Genomic DNA, 18,767 nt, shown 5'->3' with positions numbered 1-18,767 from the left:
ATAAGGGTCGTGGACCCAGCGCTCGCACACCCCCTCATCGGACAGCCCGTAGATATGCTTGAGCAACAACAGCCCGATCATGAACCGGGTCTCGATTCCGGGCCGGCCATTCTCGCTGTAGAGCGGCGCGACCTCGCCGTCGATCCAGTCCCAATCGATCTTGCCGGCGAGCTGAACCAACTCGTGCTTCAGATTGATGATCTGGTCCAGCCGCGCCCGGAACAGATCGTTCGATCCCGTCGTCTTGTGCTTCTTCGGCCGCATCGTTCCCTCCGATGCACCACAGAATCATGGGCCGCAGGGAAAGGGAATCCAAAAGCGAAATTGCAGGGTTTGGCGGCTTCAACCTCCCATTCCCTGCAATCTCAAACCGCCTCGAATCCGAAAAAGAGACTCCTGCTCAATCGCTTAGAACCTTGTTCACGGACGACGGATTACTTCGGCGAGAATTACACGAAGCAGATGTTTGTCAACTGCCGCGCCGCTGTCCTGAGAAACGTCGGTAAGCCGCTAACAGCGGCAGTGACAGATTGAAGCGTCGGCGCGCAACTAGACAGACGAGCGCTCATCTCCCGTCAGTGCCTCAGAAGTGCATGTGTTGGTCGGCCAGAGCGGATTCGGCTCACAGAGGATTCAGACAGCCTGCATGCGCTGTCCTTGAACGTTTTCGCTCGTTTTCAGTTTATTGGCAAGCGACACGCAATAATGAGCGATTCAGGGGCACCGGTCACACCCAAGAGAAAAAGCCAATCAGGCAATCGTCACGAACAATTAAGCCAAATGGCGCTGTCGGCTTTCCTCCTGTTGTCGCGAATTCTTCAACGCACGCGCTCGAGGCAGCTATCCCAATTCTCTCAAGTCATTGTCGTTAAACCCGATTTTTTGGAGCGGTGCAACTGGTACGACCCTTGCTGTTCTCATCCCTAGGTTCTCTCCCTTCCGGAGATGCGTATGCAAAGTGCCCTCTGCACCAAGCAGACTTTCCGACCGCCGGCATATCGGGGTATCCCCCCGACGAACATCGTCTTGCACGACGAGGGCCGGTCGCGGTCAACCCTTAAGAATTGTTCGCGTCGGAGGCGTGCGACTAAGCCGCCCAGACGCCGCGCATTGTTCATGCAAGGAGCCAAAGTTGCGCGACGAGTCTGTTGGGCTGCTCATCGACCCGGCTCTCGTCGGTGCCGGCGCGGTGAAGATCAGTTGGGGGCTGACGATGCAGATCCGTAGATCGTGCACGACCTTGGCCCATTTCTTTTCATGCTCGCCGGCAAGCCGAACATCCGCGGTGACACCGGGCTCGTTGAGCTCGGGACCGCGGAGCGGCTCGGCGACGGATTGGAACTTGCCTCCGCTTAAAACAAGCTCAATCGAGCGGCGCAATACCGACCTCTTGGGTCAGCCCGCTGAGGCGCCCAAAATGGATCTTTTCAGCTTCACCGAATGCGCGACGCGAACGCAATCGCTCCGATCGCTTTTCGAGCTTCTTGTGAGCTGTGCCAGCGACGAAGGCTTCAGCGAAGTCTCTTACGGAGCGCTCAATTTCGCGGAGCCACTTCGCCTACCGGAGTATCCGCCGCCCGCCGTGGCCGTTAAGTGGCCGCCCGAGTGGTGTGAACGATATTTTGAGCGAAAGTACCACAAAATCGATCCGGTGGTCCGGCGGACACCGACGCTTTCGCGGCCGTTTCTGTGGGATCAACTCGCCGAGCAATATCAACTACAGCCCGACGAAAGGCGCGTACTTGACGAGGCCAGAGAGGCCGGTCTCAAGCACGGCATGAGTGTACCATTGTTTGGGCCATTGGGTCGATTATCGGTCGTATCGTTTGCATCTCGGTTCGACGATGCCGATCCGCAACATTCCAAAGGCCATCTGAACGCACTAGCCTGGCACTTTCACACCGCTTGTGTGGAGATCACACGTCCGGCGGAAGATAACTGCAATATGAGAGTTGCGCTATCACAGCGGGAATTAGATTGTCTAGGGTGGGTGGCAGAGGGCAAATCGTCATGGGAAATCGGGAGGATATTACAAATCAGCGAGAATACGGTGAACTTTCATCTTAAGAACGCGATGCGAAAGCTGGGCGCGACCAGCCGGATCCAAGCTGTCATTGTGGCGATCCGCCTCAATCTTATTTTTGATGTCCATGCTGCGTGAGCATCTTGATGGAGGACGATTGTACCCAAGGCGCTGACATTCGGCGCCGATCGAGCCGTTCTGCTCATTGACCGGCGCTTCGCTGGTTCTGATACTCTGGTGATAACTGGCAGCCGCCATCCGAAAAGTTCGTAAGGAGCATGGACCGCCGACTTCATCTTTACCGGCAAGCAAACCATCGACGGTGACACCGCCCAGGTGGGACCCGGGATTGCGAAGCGGCTTGGGATGCTACGGCTGACCTACGTCGGCAAGATCAGAGCACTAGACCTAACCGTGCGCACAATCCAAACGGAACGACGTGCCGAAGGCGGTGTCCAGGTTCTGCTTACCAGCCCGTATCTCATTACGATTCTCGAGGCCACCACCACATTCGCCGCGGCGCCATGGCCGGATGCGCTACGAGCCGCCCGCGCGCCAATCGTGAAATGGAACGCACAGGACGCGGGTCTCGAGGACCATTCCAAATGTGGTCTCGCCGACCGTGATCAAGTGAGTCTTCGCTCCCTCGGCGCGCGCTGACAAAGCGATGCTGGTGGAGGCTTCCGAGCAGCCGCCGCAAGCTTTGATCCACGCGATCTTCAAGCACCAGCCAAAACTTGAAGCGGAAGTTGCCGCACCGGTCCGCGAGTAATCTGGGCAGCTTTGTGGGCGCTATCAGGCATGCGCGTCGCTGCACAATTCCGAGGCTCTAACCGCTCCTGGATAAGAACTCGACGGCAGGGCCGCGGCAAGCGCGCTCCCGACCAGAGGAAATTTCTCGGCGCGGGTCTTACGTCTTAAAGACCGCAGCCCGTCTGGAAGGACCTCGACGTAGGGAATGGGTGTTAAGTCGGACTGCGTCAGGTTGCAGATTGACAAACTCGAACGGCGAAGTCCCCTATCGGCCAATACTAATTAGGCGCGCACCTTCGTTTGGGCCTCGTCCGTCCAGAGCCGATGCTTCGGCCATCAGTGTGAAGGCTTCGCTGGAGAACAGGAAGACATGGACGGTAGAGGTTTTCAGTCATGCTCTGCGTCGTTATGAGTTCTGAAAAACGCCACGCTCCTGCAGAATGGGCAGCAGCTTATGATGGTCCTCGATGAGATAATCCGGCTGCGCCGCTCGCAGACGCGTCTCGGAAACAAATCCGCCCGTAATGGCTACGCTGATCAGGCCAAGTTCGCGTGCGATATCCGTTTCGACCGGCATGTCCCCGATGATGAACGTTGAGCTGGGGTTCAGATTGTATGCTCGCATATACAGACGAAGCCGCTCTCCTTTGCTTGTGCTTTTATATTGAGTAGCGCGGCTTTCAAAAGCCAGAACCTCCGCGACACAATCGTCGATTCCATGTCTTCGTAATTGGGTAATAAGGGGATCGACTATATGGTTACTAACAATAATGCTGGGAACCTCTTGTTGACGTGCCGTTTCCAAAATGCAACGCGCGCCTTCGCGCAGTTCGGCTTTGCTCGCCAGCGGTTCGTAAGTATCGTGAAAAATAGCGCTGTCATGGTTATCGACCGTTTCGATTTCACTCTCCGACATTCCTAGATTGCGGTAAAAAACCGAAAGTGGAACATCGAAATGATCCCGAAAAGTGTGCATGTCGATGGCAGCTCGGCCGAAGCGGTCCAAAATGGTGTTCGTCGTTTGTAGCAAGGCGTCGGCGTCGTCGAGGAGAGTGCCGTTCCAATCGAATACAAGAGCAGGTTTCATCATGGCCTCATGCTGCAGACGTTTTCGTTGAGGTGAGATCGGCGATCAATCTATTCGAAGTCTCGTCTGCGCGTTTTTGCCCGCCAACGGGGCGGCATCTCGAACGTAAACGCAGAAAGACCGATTCCCTCGATGTCCCCGCGGCAGCAAAGAAAGCAGACTTCAAGGGGCACATCAGCGTTGACCAGAGCCCCGTTCAAACAAACCGTCAAACGACGGCGGGAGGTTTTATGATTGTCAAAGGGCTGGAAGTCGGCGTCACTCTTCTCCCTGTGAGAGGGAGTGCGAACGTGTGCTATAGCTACATGCGGCCTGGAATGCGCGTCCTGCTCAGTGAAATCAACATCTGCTAGTTTGCCTGCTGGCCGGCATGACTTTGTATGTTGAAACCGTTCTTCATGCATAGATGCGGCAACGCGGAACCCCCTCTGTGCACGGTTTTCAAGCTTCGGCACCATGTGCTTGAGCTGATCGGAAACCGGCCTTTGTGAGCGGCTTGAAGGCAACAGAAATGCGCGTGCAGCACCGGACATGCTATATCTCCCTGACCGACGATTATGGATGTCGCCCGTTGCATGTTGTTGTTTTCCTCCCTGTCCGGTTGCAGACATCCGATGTCTGGAACCGACCCCGAGCGGAGGTAATCCGTCGGCTCGCGCGAAGCACATGGTTTTGCGCCTCAGCAAGCAAGGCTCGTACCAAGTCCTCTTTCGCGGGCAGGAGGCTTCGCCGAGCTTGGCAAACGAACTGTGTGATTCGAAACAGCCGCCCTGATCCGGCTGCCGGACTTCCGAGAGCGCGGCCGCCAAAAGTCAACTTTGGTGGGCACGGTGCCTGATGGGGGCCATCCCGCGGTGCTCCGCCTGACAGCCGCAGCAAAGAGCGTTACGCGACTGTTGCCGCGGCGGGAATGTCTTGGTCCAATCCTCAAGCGGCCAGTCCGAACCCTACGCTGAAGAACGAAAACGTTCAGTGAACTGGACCCCCACCTGAGGGACCATCGGGCCCTGTTTGCTGATTGAATTCGTGCACGCTCCGATCTCCTTGATGTCACGGAGCGAACAGCGCTGTCCGCCGTTGTTGCAGCTTTCAATGGGTAGACGCTCCGTGACGGCATCGATACGCAAAGTGAAGGCTATTGAAGCGTCACATAAATGAGGGCGTTTGTGAACGAAGCTCGTGCGATTCGGCTAGGCTTCACTGAATGTACTTTCAGGCACATGGCGCAGACGCAAGCGAGGTCGGCAAGGGGACCGGCTCATGTTTTCACGCCGCTATGTCTGTTTTCAGCCGGGTCGTCTTGAAGACGTTAATGTCCGGTCCCCGACATCAGGGCGTAAAATGTTTCCGCGCGCGCTCGCAAAGCGCACGGTGTTGTTCTCTTGCAGCAAGACGAGGAAGGCGGTTTTCGGCACGTTGATTGCAGCGACGGTGAAGGATGCATTTCAAAAACAGCGATCTCTCGCCGTCACCAGTCAAGAGTTCAGATGAAAGCTATCTATTCCATCAAACAACTCCGTCATTCTTCGAACGTTGGAGGCGCTACGCAGCACAATGGATGGCATCGCTCGACTGGCCATACTGCCGACACGGTGGAAGTCTCGAACTCATCCAGGATATCAAGGCCATGCGGCAGGTAATCGCAGATCGGGAGGCGACAAGCGGCCGTTCCGACGCCAGGGGCATCATGTGGACTGCCGAAATGCAGAAGCGCCCGCAGATCAACTTGTTCGCGCAAGAGCGAGGCAAAGCGGCCGGCTAGGATGTTTGATGAGCTCAACGCAAGCAACTCGTAAACGCCTGCTCGACGCAGGCGTGTCCTTTGGAATAAACGCCAATGTCGCAGAATACTTGCGGCCCGGTGAGGGTGAGATAGTACAAGCAGAAGTCGAGCAGCACTTGCAGTCTTGCTTGAGGCTTGGTTATCGACACTAGCCGCGACCACAACACGACTGGGACTGCAAAACGGATAGCCAAGATGTACGTGCGCCAGGTGTTCGTCGAGCGCTTTGAACCTAGCCCTGCGGCTACGGAACTTGCCAAACGCGGGCTGCCTGCAAGAGACCGACGCGCTTGGCTCCATCACCGTGAGATCGGCGCGCTCGCACCACTTTGTTCCGGTCATTGGCATTTTCATTGAGGGTTTTCGATGCGCCTCCCGGACCTTTCCACACCGCAACCGACGCTCGTGATCGGCGAGCCGGGTTGTCCCGATCTCGCGGGCCTCACCGCCGGCGCCCGCCGCGCGCTTCTCTCGGCCGCGTTCGGCTCATTGCGGCCCGGCGGCTCGGGATGGTTCGGCCCCGACAAGCTCCACCGCATGTGGGTCGGCGTGCTGCCTGGTGTCGGTGATCGGTATCAGCAAAGTTGTGCGTGTGGCCAACTTGATCATGGCGCTCCCGCAATCCAAGAGGAAGCGTATTATGTTGGCAGACGAGCTCGAGGCCACATTAATCCGAAGGGGTTGGCCGTCATGGTTACGGCGCGGCACCAGTGCGTGTGGCGAGGCGTTCGCGAGACGGAAACCACTATGGTGACCAGCATCATGCGCCGTGTTTCCGCGACAGCAAAATACTGCGTAGCGAATTTCTGGCGCTCATCAAGGACTAAACCGTGACCTATGTATCACTCAAGACATACGGCCGTGAAATCGGCCTATCTGCTGCGTTTTGCCAGCGGCGCCCGCCGTCGCACCGTCGCCTGTTGGGCCAAGATGTCGCCCGTCGACAAGCCTGCCGACGTCGACAAACTACTAACCCTCAACATCGGTGGGGCGACCAAGCCAGCAATATGGATGCAATCGTTGAGCCAAGGCAGCGGAGCTGAGCACTCAGGAGGTGACTGCACGCGACTGAGCGCGTCATCATTCAAACACGAAGTTTCTCGGCGTGCGGTAACGGGGTTGGAAGGTTCTGCGGCTTCACCCTTGCGACGATCGCGGTGGCTTCTCCGATGTCGTCGTCCACTCGAGAGCAGCGGCAGTGGATCAGGAGGACTTCATCGGCGATGCCCGGCTCGACGGCTGCACTTCCGGCGGCATGCATCAAGGAGTTGCCCGTGCCTACCACCCGGAACTTTACACAGGTCGGCGCCCACTCGAGACGCCAGGAAGCCCAGATAAGGCGGTCCTCGAAAACGCGCCGCTCAGGCGCGGCGACGGACCGCCCGCCATCGTGCGCTGCAGCTGCCCGGAATTCACCTCGGTCTGCCCGTCACCGGTCAGCCGAGTTTCATCGTAATCGACTACGCGCCCGACGAGGCACTGGTGGGCTCCAAATCACTGAAGCAGTTCAGGACTTCGTTCCGCAAACACGGCGCTTTGCATGATGAATGCACAGCGCTAGTCGGCCGACGCATTGCCAGGGCGATCAAACCACTGTGGCTGCGCGTCGGCGGTTACCGGCATCCGCGTGGCGGCATCCCGATCGACGTGTTCTGGCAGACCGGCGCGCCACCGGAGGGCGCCTGGTTGCGCGATACAGGTGTGGCGCCTTATCGCTGCCGTCGGCTGAGCAACCAAAAGAGCGACAGCCGCTCGTTAGTAGCGCAAGAGCTGCAGGTTCGTAATTACGATTCATCAAGGGTGATGTCATGTTGAACGCGGCAGAAACTGCTGGTGTAGCTGAGAGCGATTGCTCAGCTGGTAGCTGTCGCCGTTCTCTACTTAGTGATGGCGTATCGCGGGCGGCGGTGGATCTCGAAACGCGGAGCATTCGCGGCGAGGCGAGACGAGATGATTCGCAAGGCTGGAAGATCGCCGTTGCAAATCGCCGCGGACCGGGAGTCCTACGGGCTGCTCCGGCCGTGCACAAATGGCCCGTTGGCTCGATACTGGCACTGAGGCTGTCGCCGGAAGTGCTGGGGCTGTTTCATTTCTATAGGAGAGATGGCCACCTTCTACGCGTCGCCTGCGAAGTCATCGCCCTTCCGGCGGCTTAATCAAACGAATCCAGACATCAGAGGACGTGCCATGGCATTTAAGATTGCGACCTATCTCGATCGGATCGGCCTTGCTCAAGTCCCGACAACGGTTGATGGCCTTCTTGCGCTCCAGCAGGCTCAAATGCGAGCGATCCCCTATGAGAACATTGATGTTCTGCTGGGCGATATCCCCGATCTGACTGAGAATTCGATCTGGGCCAAACTTATCGATGCCCGGCGAGGCGGCTATTGCTTCGAATTGAACAAGTTGTTTGGCTTGGCGCTCGAAGAACTCGATTTCACGGTCCGGCCAATTCTTTGCAGGGTGCGCATGGGGGCTTCGGAAGGTGGCCCACGCACACATCATGCATTGATCGTGACCATAGAGGGTTGCGACTGGCTTGCCGATGCCGGCTTTCCCGGTCCGGCACCGATTGCACCGCTACGAATCGATGCGAAGGAGCAGCAAATAGTTGGCGGGGACGTGTTTCGTCTGCGGGCCGACCCGGCCAGTGGAGAGCTCGTGCTTGAACGCAAGAACGAAGATGAATGGTTCGCTCTTTTCGGCATTGACCGAGCCGTCGCCCTGCCACCCGATTTCGAGGGCGCCAACTTCATCTGCGCACGCTGGGATCGTATGCCCTTTCCATCCGTCCTCATGATGAGTGTGCTGACATCGGAGGGACGTGCAACCTTGCTTAACAAGAAGCTCAGATTGACTCGCAGCCAATTTAGGGAAACACAAACACTGGAAACGAAGATCGAACTGCAGCAGGTCTTGGCCAATGTCTTCGGGCTCCGACTGACTCAGTGCACCGTTGATTCGTTATGGGAAAAGCTTGGGTCACGTTGACTTGTATAGGAAAGAAAGTGATCAAGCATTCCCAGCGCGACGATGGCCTGTGCGGTCTCTTCCAAATCCCAGGGCGGCGGGATCGTCGACTCTGTTATTGGCGATGTCGTAGTGCTTCAGGGGACGATCGAGTTGCTCTGGAATGATCCCATCGATCCGTGGCTTCAAGGGTGCCGAGCGCCTGGCGCCTTTATGTCACAGCTGGCCGGAGGGTGCGGGCTGCGGCGATCCCTCTCGTCGGAGAGGTGGTCGAATATCCTCGGCATGGTCGAGGAAGGCGGTGGCGGCCAAGCTTCGTTTCCATTGCCTGACCCGCAAGCCCCTGGCCGGAATCTAAGAATACCACCAACTAACTGAAAATTCACAATTTTATAATTTACCAAACCGAGAATACTATTAGCTATACCAAGCCGATGTTTCACAATTTTGGTTCGAATCCGCTTCAGGTTGAACGTACGAGATCAGGAGCTATGCTCGTCAATTCCCTGTGAGTCTTGTGGGCTTACAGCAATAAGTGCTGTGACTAGCCGTGGATTCGAAGCGTATGGCACTTCGTCAGGCACCGCCGCCTTCGCTCGGCATCGAGACCGCCAATCACGGCGGGCTCGCAAGAGCGAAAGGCGATGCAATGTCCCCTCAATCAACCAGCGTCTCCACCCGGAAGGATGCTAATCAGAGATCACGTCCCAGCTTGTGGCCGCAATCGAAGCGAATCCCGACAGACCATAATTACCCTGGCGCAATCATCCGGCGCTCTCTTCATGCCGGTCAATGTGCTGACCAAGAACGGCTATACCGGCATCAATATCGTGAGTCTCTGGGTCGCCGCCCAATTAAAGGGGTTCAGCTCGCCCGTGTGGGCCACTTACAAACAATGGTCGGAGCTTGGCGCTCAGGTTCGCGCAGGCGTGAAATCGAGCCCTGTGATCTTCAACAAGGAATTCGACGCCGAGCCCGATCCCGACGTTGCGGATGACGACGGCAAACCGCGTGTCGCCCGCGCATCGCGGGTGTTCAACGCGGCGCAGGTCGAGGGTTACGCCCTGAACCCAGTGCCGGAGCCTCTCGGTCCGGTCGCCCGCATCGCAGGCGCCGATGCGTTCCTGAGAGGGACGGGCGCGCGCATCGAGCACGGGGGCGACCGGGCCTTTTACCGGCCCTCCACCGATCGTATCCAGATGCCTCCGGAGGAAATGTTCTGAGGCACCGAAACGCTGTCCCGCAAGCGAAGGCTATTACGCACGCTTGTCCACGAGCTGACCCGGCGCGAAACACAGGCTCGATCGCACGTTCGGCAAACGCTTCGGCGGCCTACGCCGCCGAGGAATTGGTCGCTGAAATCGGCGCGGCGTTCCTGTGCGCGGAGCTTCAGATCACGCAGGAATGTGCGTGCCGATCACGCTCGTATCTCGCGCAGTGGCTGAAGCTGATGAAGGTCGGATTCCCGCGCGGTTTTCGCTGCCGCCGCCACGAGGAAAACATCGGCGCCTGCTCCTTCACCACTGGCTGAACTAGGCTGCGCGCCCCTCGTATTCACGGCGAAAGGCGTCGACACTAGTGAACAGTATTAGGATTTGCGCGGTGACGTTTTTTGGTTCGATGGCAGGCATGTCGGTATCCCGCGTGGTGTGTGATGCGTCGGCAGGCTAGGCCACCGGCAGTGAACGTTGGTCGCAAGCAGATGACGCAACCCTTTGCTGTTTGCGCAGATTCCTGAGCTCCTGCAACAGTATAGGCAGCGGCTCGGTGGCGCAGCCGACGAGCTGACAGTCATTGTGCGCAACTTCGACGAGGACTCCCGCCGCTCGGGTTATGACCGATCGGGCGCACTCGGTGTGATGGCGAAGAACCCAGAACGACTGGTGTGCGACCAGGCGCAGCGAATGACGGAATATGTTCGAAGGCTGGACCGGCTGAACGAGCAGCAATCGGCTTTGGCGAATGGCGTCACGCCTGCGGCCATCCTGGCGGTAGCGGTTGACTACGACAAGCCGATCATGGCGCAAGCCTGGAGCGCCTATGCATCCGCGCTTCCGACGACCCTCACGGGCATTGTATTTGCGATCATCGGCTGGTGCTTGCCTTATGCTGCATTCTTGGTCCTCGGCGGCTGTTGCCGGCTCACGAGGCAGAGTCGCTGCGTGATCCGACGAAACCGAGATTCATCGGCAGGAGGACAGCAAACCAAGCCGTCAAACTCCGCGCGGCGTTTCTATACCTCAACTCTTGTTCGCGGTCTTCACCGCGAGCGGCTGCTGGATGAAGCGCCATAGCGGCAACGCATCACTTTTGTGGTCGGATGATACCAGTGGCGCGAACCAGTTGGGCCGATGTTCAAGTTCAATTTGCACTGAATCCGGTTCTCCATTGGCCCGTTGCGAATAGTGGCGGGAAAACATCCGGCTCAAGTGCCGATTATTTCAAATCTCTCAGTGTCCTCGTTGAGCCGTTCCTCGGGCACCCAAGAAAACTCGATCGCCGACAATCTTCCGTCAGTGACAATGGCCTTGGTCTCCTGCTCGGCCCATTCCCCGAGATTCATGAATATCCACGCGATCTCCTGCTCGTCCGCACGCGTGAGGACACGATCCTCACTGAGCATCGTGACCTCTCGAACCGTAAAAGGCGCCATTCCGTCGGGGCCGATGGCGTTGGGCGTGTCGGCGGTTAGCCGAAGTGTGAGCGGCGGCGTTGTGCCGATTGTCATATCGCCGAGCCTGCCCAGCTCATTGAAGCAGACGGCATGTTTCATGTCGAGCTTGAGGTAGCCATTTTCATCCAGCAGATCGTGCGGGGATACGAGCGTCCAGATGCCCCATCTGGCCCAATAGACGGCCACCTTGAGCGCGGCCCGTGTTGCCCGCGCGTAGCTGTCGAGCGAGGACAGATAAGACGGTGTCCTGATCTGACGTTCTTGCCGGACCGGATCTGCCTCGTAGACGTTCTTGACTTCGACCAGCCATTGCTCGTCGTCTTCCAGTACGATTCTGAAATCGGGCGCCCGATATCTGCCGACAGGATAGACGCGCCCGGTATCTTCGACCTTCATCAGCTTGTAATGACCAAGCGCCACCACCATGGCTTCGAACATTGCCGCGGTTCGTTGGCCCGCGATCAGAATGTCATCGGTCAATGCCTTGTCAAGCTGCGCGCCGATCGCCGCCAAAAATTCCTGGGCTGTCTTGGGCGCCGTGACCGAAATCTTTCGCTCGCGGCTGAAGCGGGCATAGAGATTGAGAAGATCAAATGGTTTGCTCATTTTGGCGTCGCTGCCTTGAATTTACGCGTGGGAAAGGTCGGGCCTACGACTTGGTGAAATCGGCAACCTGGTCGGCTTCCAAGTTAGCTGACCCGCCTAATCGGCCGAACTCATAAAATCATCTGAGCCAGCCCGCAGGGAGCCCAAGCGAACCGAATAGTCCGACGCCAGCGTCGCGCAGATTTCCTCTGCCCGTGCGCGGTCGTTGGTCATTGCCGCAACATGCCAAGGAGCGTTGCGCACCACCGCCCAACCGCGCACCCATCCCGGGCTCGATGGGTCGACGTGAGGGAGGTTGCGTTGAAGACCTGGGATCGCCGCAAACCGGAAGGCGTAGGATTGCGCACCGTCGCTTCCCCGCTCGTCGCTTGAGCTGACGAGGCCGATCACCTCTCGTCCTGGTTGAACACGGGTCCTCCGCTCATACCGCCTGGCCAATGGCTGTCGACCGCAAATGTCGGCCAAGGCCGATGTTCGCGGCCACTCGGCAGCACTGCCGTTACGCGGCCAATAGACCCATACATGCGCTCGGTCAGAACATCCGTGTCGATCTCGCGGTCCCGTATCGAACGCAGTTCGGGAAATCCCACCGCCATGACTTCATCGCCGATCTCGGGCCATTTTCCGGTCAGCCGCAGGGGCAGAAAATCGCGTACTTCGTGCAGGCGCGTGTTGTCGCTTTGAACGACAGCGTCATGCAGCCGAGTGACATGCGGCTCGAGGCACGGTTGAGCAGCCAATCAAGGGCAATATCTTCTGGCGGGGTGCGAAAGGCGGTCGCTGACGCAATCACGACCATCCCGGTCGACACCAATCGGGGCGCGCCGCCCCGGGTTGAGCAGACCTACAACCGTCGACCGCGGGCGCGAAGGCCCGAGCCATGCTTCAAGCACGTGCTGCGCGGTCAGATATCCTCCGAAGGCGTCGATCCGGAACGCCGTGCCGAGACCAGAGACGCGGTCTGTGTGGTTGTCGATTGCCAGTAAGGAGATAATCGGATGGCGAACCCCCGTCGGGCCTTGTATCTGAAACTGGCGGGGATCGTCTCCGGGTGCGGGGGTGACTGGAAAGGGCATCGTCCAGTCTAACACGGCAAGGCTAATCGCCCTAAGGCGCATTCAATGTAAAGGCTTATCCGAGTCACAAGGAAACCGGCGCCGCTGTTTTGAAACGGCGCCGGTTTCTTTGTCAAAGGTCTAGTGAGCGGCGGCACCTTGCTTGATCGCAGAGGCGAAGTCTTCGACAACACGAACAAATAGTTCGGGATCACGCAGTGCGTTCTTGAGCTCCTCAGTCCAATCCGGATTCGACTCGGTCCACTTGATCAGCGCGGTCGCCTTGACGCCGCGATGCTTGATCAGGAAGTTGGAGATCTTTGCCGGCACCGCGCCCGCGACAAACGCGGCTCTAGCCGGTGCGGCGCGCGCCAGAAGAATGAAAGCCCGCGAGAAGCTCGCGAGATCATCCTCTTCCGCGAGTTTGGTGAGGAGGTCCAGTACAGGACCGGAAGGGGTCGTGTAGGCTGCCGAGCCCTGGGATGCGATCGCCTCGGCAATGCGGTGCAGTGTTTCTGGGGGCATGCTCTTAATTCCTTCGTCAAGGCCGGCGAGCGCTTTTGCTTTTGCCCTGCGATCGGCGGCGAGGTTTCTGATGTCGTTTGCGTCTTGTTCGGTGGGCACCCACACACGGACTTCCTGCCAGCCTTCAGCCAGGCGAACGTCGCGCTGGCGTCTTACTCGCCTGACTACCGTAGGATCGGCCACGAAATGTCTCCGTACTGTCGTTACGCAATATATACCGTAAGGACAGTACGGCAATAGGTTCCTTTATAGAACCTAAGAACGTTATATAGGGCCCACCGTCAGTCGCTTTATTGAAGTATAGCTCAACAACCTTTATTATGGTGTCGGACTTGGCTCTTCTGCGGAAGGTTTCTCTTGAACCGCGATAATCTCACTCACGCCGTTCGGGAACGATTGCAGCGGCTTCCGGCGCCCTATGCGGCGCATTACGGCGTGGTTCCGCTGCCCCCGCCTGAGGACGGCGTTGCCGGGGGGGCGGTCCTTGCCCGGCTCAGGGCGGCGGATGCAGCCTTGGTGCGTATCGAGACGCTCGCGGCCGAACTAAAGGACCCATATCTGATCAGCCGCATCTTGCCCCGGCGGGAAGCTGTCAGCAGCTCGGCGATCGAAGGCACCAACAGCACGCTTGACGAATTGCTGTCCGGTGAAGAAAGCGAAGATTCCCAGCAGGGCGAGGCGGTAGTTCAGGTGCGTGACTACGCGCTCGCGCTCGATGACTTCCTGCCGCGGGCCAGACACCAGAAACTGGAAATCTTCACAAGCGGTTTGGTGCAGGATCTGCATCACGCCGTCATGCGCGGCGACGCAGAATACAAGGACAAGCCCGGCGATCTTCGCCAGGTTGTGGTCTGGATCGGCGGCAGGGGCGATATTGCTTACTCGACCTACAATCCGACGCCGCCGTCTGACATTGCCGCGTGTCTTGAGGACACGATGAAGTACATGCGCTGCGAGGGCATGCAGGCGATGTACCAGAGCTTCATTGTGCGAATGGCGGTTGCGCATGCACATTTTGAGGCAGTCCACCCGTTTCGTGATGGCAATGGCCGCGTCGGCCGTCTCCTCCTGCCGTTGATGATGGCGGCGGAAGGCATGATGCCGATTTACCTGTCACCGTACATTGAAGCCCACAAGGCGGCTTATTATGAATCGCTCAAAGCGGCTCAGCAGCGCCTCGATTGGCATCAAGCGGTCGGATTCATGGCAGACGCAATTGTCGGCACCACGGATGAGCTGCTGAAGACGCGCGACGCTTTGTCTGCACTTGGCGATCTATGGCGAAAGCGGCGCAAATTTCGCCAGGGCTCAGCGAGCCTGCGAGCACTCGATGTTCTGCCGCACTATCCGGTGCTGACCGTCAAGCGTCTGGCCTCGCTTCTCAGCATTACGGTGCCTGCAGCCTCGCAAGCGGTAGAGCAACTGGTCGAGAATAAAATCTTGAACGAGCGTACCGGCTATGCGCGCAACCGCGTCTTCGCCGCGCCCGACGCGCTGTCGATCATTAACCGACCCTTCGGCGAAGAACCCATTCTTCCCGGTGCGGACACCTGACGGCCGGTATGCCGGGCTGACAATCGGTGAAGCCGCGAATTGCGTCTTCGCCCCGCCGCCGGTCATGCCGTCGGCGGGACTTCCAGACACAGGCGATTTTCCATAGCACGCGATCCCGCAAATGCTCAATGATCACGCCCGACGAAGGGAGATTCGGTAGATGGTCGAGGCGATTCTCCGAAGGACACTCAAAAGAGTGGTTGACCTTGCATCGATGCACAGCATCACGAGTGATGCGCTCATAGCGATGAGCAAGGATGATTATCAGGTTCTCCGTCGCGCGGCGACGCGCGCGCGGCTCGACAGGAAAGCGCGTTTCGTCTGCGCGAAATGCGGACATGCCGTCTATGCTCCGCGCGAAGGCCGGACCGGCCAGCCTTACTGGAAACACCGCCCGGGTGCCCACAGCTTTGTCCCTGGTGGACGGGGACGCCGGCCAGCGTCGATATAGTTAGCGCGCAGCAATTTGACGGAGCGCAGGAAAGCCCGCTGCATGCTAAAATCAAACATATCGTCGGTGAGTTATTGACCAACGATCCGCGCACGACCGCAGGAAGCGTCGTTGTCGATGAGTATCTCATCCTAGAGAATGGACGGCGGCGGCCGGACGTACGCGCGATCTATGATCGCATGCCACTCGTCGTGGAGGTTCAACTTGCAACCACGCAAATCCCCATCATCGTGCAACGCGAAGATTTCTATGAGAGCGCGTCCATTCGCCTGATTTGGCTCACCTGGAATCTTGAGCCACCCACGAGCGGCCGATTACTCAGTTCGTTTGAGGACATTTCTACTCCCACGACAAGAACCTGTTCTCAATTGACGATGAAACGATAGCCCTCTCCAGACAGCGGCGAGAAGTAATCTTGCGCGCGTTCTGGCTGGATGTAGACGCATGGCGCTCGAAATTGGTCACGATTTCCGACCTCAATTGGATCGAGGGAGGGCGCGCAAACGCGGTCCCGTCGAGGCCGCCTTGGCATCATGACTTTCTGTCGCGCTGGCGCGGCGCGCTCGCCGAAAGAGGTACGAAATGGAAAGAGCGTGAGATACTGTTTGGCGAACTCGTCGCCAAAGTGGCGATTCCGGGGAGCGACGTCAACGAGCTGCACGCGCTCGATGTGGATGCATTGATCAACTGCTTACTTTCCCTGGTCGACGGTCGGCCAGTCGGATCGCGGCAGCAGAATCTTGTCGAGGTGCTGAACTCCTTCCTCAATGACGAGCGACGACAGCGCTATGTGCCGCCTCATTCGGACCTTCGCCCGACTGACCAACAGGGACGCTCTCTTTGAAATCGAGAGTGTTCGCAACAAGATCGTCAAAGCTCGCACAGTGGTGCAAGACGATCGCCAAAGCGTGTCGGGAAAGATCGCGCTGGCCTTGTTCCCGGAGATATTCTCTTCAGCTTGACGCAATGCCAGCAGCGTATCTCAGCGCTTGACGTATTCTGTAGCGCAATCAAGTGAGTCGAGGATTGCGGACGGGGCCAGATTGCCTGTGGGGGCAGCGGCTTGGTAGGAGACGATGGCGCAACAAGGTGGAAAATATCGTGCATCCCGTAGATAGTGACGACCTCGAAGCGAAGCGCATATGCTACGCCTGCATTGGCGAGCAGTATCTAAGCGATGAAGTTCGCGCAAAGGGCAAACGCGCCAAGTGCAGCTATTGCGACAAGGCGCGTCGTACCTTCAGCCTTGACAAGATGGCCGCACGTGTGGCGACCGCGTTCGAGCAGCACTACTATCGAACGTCAGATCAACCAAACGACTACGAATATATGCTCCAGCGCGACAAGGAGCTGAGCTACGAATGGTATCGACATGGCGATGATGTCGTGTACGCCATTCAAAACGCCGCCGAAATCCCTGAAGACGCGGCCCAGGACGTCCAGTCAATCCTGGAGGAGGAACATAGCGATTTCGACAGCGCAGCCATGGGTGAAGAGACGGAGTTCGCGAGCGACAGTTACTATCAAGAGAAAAAGGTCAGCGATGATGCTTGGCTCGAGGAATGGTATCGGTTCGAGAATTCACTCAAGACCGAGGCGCGCTTCTTCAGTCGCACCGCAGCTACGCATCTGGCGGCCATCTTCGACGGGGTGGATGCTTTGCGGACGCGGCAGGGGCAGCCTCTGGTCGTAGATGCGGGGCCCGGAACGCCCTTCCATACACTCTCTCGTGCCCGGGTCTTCCAGTCCGAGGACAAACTCGAGGTGGCGATGTGTCGGCCCGACCTCCAACTCGGGTCGCCGCCAGCGCTGGTGGCTGCGGCAGGTCGCATGAATGCGCAGGGCATTTCTGTGTTCTACGGCGCCAACGATCCCAAGGCCGCCATCGCCGAGGTGCGGCCTCCGGTTGGAAGCAAGGTTGCCGTGGCGCAATTCGAGATTATCCGAAAACTCCGGCTGCTCGATCTGACGGCGCTCAAGAATGTCCAGATGCGCGGAAGCATCTTTGACGTCGATTTTGCGCGCCGGCTGGAACGAGCGCAATTTCTGAAATCTCTGAGCAACCGTATCACCCAACCGGTCATGCCCGACGATGAGCCTTTCGAGTATCTGGCAACGCAAGCCATCGCCGATTTTCTCGCAACGGAATCCTCGGTGCCCATTGATGGCATTATCTTCCCGTCGGTTCAGGTCGCGGGAGACGTGCTCAACGTCGTCCTATTCCACAAGGCTGCGCGCGTCGAGGCGATGGAAATTCCGAGCGGGACCGAGATCAGAGCCAGGACGGGGCAAAGTACCGCGGAGGGGTGGGAAGTCGATTACTCGGTATTCGAGGAGGTGCCGCCGCGGCCAAAGGTTGATGAAGAAAAGGAAAAATCGCCAGGATGGCCCGACTTCGATGCCATGCCGGCGTTGGCGGGAGAACGGGTCGATTCCGGTCTGCGGGAGCCAAGCCTTCGCGTCATGCCGGACAGCGTCAGCGTACACCATGTGGAGGGCGTCGTCTTCAAGACAGACGAGTATCAGGTGCGTCGTTCCCGCTGGGAGAAGGACGATCGATCGCCGTTCTAAATTTACACCCGGTCACGAGAAGGTGTGTGATGGCGGTGGCGACTAATGGCGCTGACGCATGAGGCGCTTTCGCCGGCCACAAGCAGTGGCACGAAAATTCCTACGACGACCGCGAACCTATCGATGAGAACAGCGGCCCGAATTGGGATGCGCCAGCGCTTGCCTGCAAGGGAATAGCTTTCATTCTTCCTTTGGCGACCACGGATCAGGCAGGCTGACAATGTCGGCGAACCGCCTTCCGTCCCGAAACATCCACTTGTCGTCGTCCGCCTCAAATCGGTTGATCTCTCGTCGCTCGTCCGGAAGAGGGGTGGTCCGCCCAAGGATGAACTGCGAGTACCCGCTGCCATTTCTCCTCTCTCAGCTTCGACAATCCTGTCTCAGGTAACAATAGAACTGCGCTCACATGCGTGTTCCGCGGACCGTTAGGCCCATGCCAAAATCCATTCTTTGCGCGAGTGATATGAGCCGAGCCACCGTTGAACTGCACGATCTCGTCGCCAAAGACGGCGTCTCCGTAACGCATCCGAGTAATCAGCTCGGCGCAGTCATCCGCCGGCATTCGACGCCGCGGTGAAACGAAAGCACCGTCACTTGCATTCGCCTTCGTCTCTCTACGCTCGAAATCAACCGGTAAAGCGCCCGGAATGACCGCCGCAAATCACATCGCTGCGCGATTTCGCACCCGCCCATTCGATGTAGTCGTTTCATCAAT

The 18,767-nt window shown here is 58.2% G+C and carries 16 protein-coding genes and 2 pseudogenes; 13 read left to right on the top strand and 5 right to left on the bottom strand.

Going from position 1 to position 18,767, the window contains the following annotated elements; genetic code table 11:
• On the bottom strand, positions 1–264 hold a 264-nt coding region (locus IVB32_RS30890; RefSeq protein ID WP_247412437.1), incomplete at its 3' end, for a transposase.
• Between the two features lie 1,153 nt (positions 265–1,417).
• On the opposite strand from IVB32_RS30890, the gene IVB32_RS30885 reads away from it, so the two are divergent.
• A complete protein-coding gene (locus IVB32_RS30885) occupies positions 1,418–2,161 on the top strand; it encodes a LuxR family transcriptional regulator (RefSeq protein WP_247385650.1) in 744 nt (247 codons plus the stop codon).
• 27 nt (positions 2,162–2,188) lie between these two features.
• Positions 2,189–2,795 (top strand): annotated as a pseudogene (locus IVB32_RS43165) (nitrogen fixation protein FixA); the annotation flags it as partial.
• Positions 2,796–3,182: 387 nt separating this feature from the next.
• On the opposite strand, the gene IVB32_RS30875 reads toward IVB32_RS43165, so the two are convergent.
• A complete protein-coding gene (locus IVB32_RS30875; protein ID WP_247412433.1) occupies positions 3,183–3,863 on the bottom strand; it encodes an HAD hydrolase-like protein in 681 nt (226 codons plus the stop codon).
• 50 nt (positions 3,864–3,913) lie between these two features.
• Entirely contained in the window at positions 3,914–4,396 is a 483-nt protein-coding gene (locus IVB32_RS30870; RefSeq protein ID WP_247412430.1) for a hypothetical protein, read from the bottom strand.
• 905 nt (positions 4,397–5,301) lie between these two features.
• On the opposite strand from IVB32_RS30870, the gene IVB32_RS30865 reads away from it, so the two are divergent.
• From IVB32_RS30865 to IVB32_RS30845, 6 genes and pseudogenes are all read left to right on the top strand, one after another.
• Positions 5,302–5,625: a hypothetical protein gene (locus IVB32_RS30865; RefSeq protein WP_247412428.1), complete on the top strand. Its 324-nt coding sequence runs from the start codon at positions 5,302–5,304 to the stop codon at positions 5,623–5,625.
• Between the two features lie 1,295 nt (positions 5,626–6,920).
• Positions 6,921–7,362, top strand: a pseudogene (queF, locus tag IVB32_RS30860) (preQ(1) synthase); the annotation flags it as partial.
• 471 nt (positions 7,363–7,833) lie between these two features.
• Positions 7,834–8,637, top strand: coding sequence for an arylamine N-acetyltransferase (locus IVB32_RS30855; protein WP_247412425.1), 804 nt, complete (start codon positions 7,834–7,836; stop codon positions 8,635–8,637).
• 761 nt (positions 8,638–9,398) lie between these two features.
• The gene (locus IVB32_RS42685) at positions 9,399–9,839 is read left to right on the top strand and encodes an ArdC-like ssDNA-binding domain-containing protein (RefSeq protein WP_253075430.1); all 441 of its coding nucleotides are present in this window, start codon (positions 9,399–9,401) and stop codon (positions 9,837–9,839) included.
• Between the two features lie 125 nt (positions 9,840–9,964).
• Positions 9,965–10,147, top strand: coding sequence for a zincin-like metallopeptidase domain-containing protein (locus IVB32_RS42680; RefSeq protein ID WP_018455432.1), 183 nt, complete (start codon positions 9,965–9,967; stop codon positions 10,145–10,147).
• Between the two features lie 184 nt (positions 10,148–10,331).
• Entirely contained in the window at positions 10,332–10,910 is a 579-nt protein-coding gene (locus IVB32_RS30845; RefSeq protein WP_247412422.1) for a DUF2937 family protein, read from the top strand.
• A gap of 131 nt (positions 10,911–11,041) precedes the next feature.
• Here the strand turns inward: IVB32_RS30845 and IVB32_RS30840 are convergent, their stop codons facing one another.
• A complete protein-coding gene (locus tag IVB32_RS30840) occupies positions 11,042–11,896 on the bottom strand; it encodes a hypothetical protein (RefSeq protein WP_247412419.1) in 855 nt (284 codons plus the stop codon).
• Between the two features lie 470 nt (positions 11,897–12,366).
• On the opposite strand from IVB32_RS30840, the gene IVB32_RS30835 reads away from it, so the two are divergent.
• Positions 12,367–12,882, top strand: coding sequence for a hypothetical protein (locus tag IVB32_RS30835; RefSeq protein WP_247412416.1), 516 nt, complete (start codon positions 12,367–12,369; stop codon positions 12,880–12,882).
• A 210-nt stretch (positions 12,883–13,092) separates the two neighbouring features.
• Here the strand turns inward: IVB32_RS30835 and IVB32_RS30830 are convergent, their stop codons facing one another.
• Positions 13,093–13,659, bottom strand: a complete 567-nt coding sequence (locus IVB32_RS30830) for a hypothetical protein (protein ID WP_247412411.1) — start codon at positions 13,657–13,659, stop codon at positions 13,093–13,095.
• A 174-nt stretch (positions 13,660–13,833) separates the two neighbouring features.
• Between IVB32_RS30830 and IVB32_RS30825 the strand changes: the two genes are divergently transcribed.
• The 4 genes from IVB32_RS30825 (at position 13,834) to IVB32_RS30810 (ending at position 18,052) form a co-directional block, all read left to right on the top strand.
• Positions 13,834–15,030, top strand: a complete 1,197-nt coding sequence (locus IVB32_RS30825; protein WP_247412408.1) for a Fic/DOC family N-terminal domain-containing protein — start codon at positions 13,834–13,836, stop codon at positions 15,028–15,030.
• Between the two features lie 330 nt (positions 15,031–15,360).
• Complete coding sequence (locus IVB32_RS30820) at positions 15,361–15,867, top strand: DUF6035 family protein (protein ID WP_247412406.1); 507 nt, start codon at positions 15,361–15,363, stop codon at positions 15,865–15,867.
• A 29-nt stretch (positions 15,868–15,896) separates the two neighbouring features.
• Entirely contained in the window at positions 15,897–16,325 is a 429-nt protein-coding gene (locus IVB32_RS30815; RefSeq protein ID WP_247412404.1) for a hypothetical protein, read from the top strand.
• A 245-nt stretch (positions 16,326–16,570) separates the two neighbouring features.
• On the top strand, positions 16,571–18,052 hold the full coding sequence (locus IVB32_RS30810; protein ID WP_247412399.1) for an RES family NAD+ phosphorylase: 1,482 nt from the start codon (positions 16,571–16,573) through the stop codon (positions 18,050–18,052).
• The last annotated feature ends 715 nt before the right edge of the window (positions 18,053–18,767 follow it).

Source organism: Bradyrhizobium sp. 23 (assembly GCF_023073295.1).
Classification (GTDB): domain Bacteria; phylum Pseudomonadota; class Alphaproteobacteria; order Rhizobiales; family Xanthobacteraceae; genus Bradyrhizobium; species Bradyrhizobium canariense_D.
This window is presented reverse-complemented; position numbering and strand designations above follow the sequence as displayed.

What these genes read in the sequence shown, in the direction of transcription:
- IVB32_RS30885 (WP_247385650.1), top strand. Translation starts at nt 1,418, where the DNA reads ATGGATCTTTTCAGCTTCACCGAATGCGCGACGCGAACGCAATCGCTC.
- IVB32_RS30875 (WP_247412433.1), bottom strand. Translation starts at nt 3,863, where the DNA reads ATGAAACCTGCTCTTGTATTCGATTGGAACGGCACTCTCCTCGACGAC.
- IVB32_RS30870 (WP_247412430.1), bottom strand. Translation starts at nt 4,396, where the DNA reads ATGTCCGGTGCTGCACGCGCATTTCTGTTGCCTTCAAGCCGCTCACAA.
- IVB32_RS30865 (WP_247412428.1), top strand. Translation starts at nt 5,302, where the DNA reads ATGCATTTCAAAAACAGCGATCTCTCGCCGTCACCAGTCAAGAGTTCA.
- IVB32_RS30855 (WP_247412425.1), top strand. Translation starts at nt 7,834, where the DNA reads ATGGCATTTAAGATTGCGACCTATCTCGATCGGATCGGCCTTGCTCAA.
- IVB32_RS42685 (WP_253075430.1), top strand. Translation starts at nt 9,399, where the DNA reads ATGCCGGTCAATGTGCTGACCAAGAACGGCTATACCGGCATCAATATC.
- IVB32_RS30840 (WP_247412419.1), bottom strand. Translation starts at nt 11,896, where the DNA reads ATGAGCAAACCATTTGATCTTCTCAATCTCTATGCCCGCTTCAGCCGC.
- IVB32_RS30835 (WP_247412416.1), top strand. Translation starts at nt 12,367, where the DNA reads ATGTTCGCGGCCACTCGGCAGCACTGCCGTTACGCGGCCAATAGACCC.
- IVB32_RS30820 (WP_247412406.1), top strand. Translation starts at nt 15,361, where the DNA reads ATGCGGACATGCCGTCTATGCTCCGCGCGAAGGCCGGACCGGCCAGCC.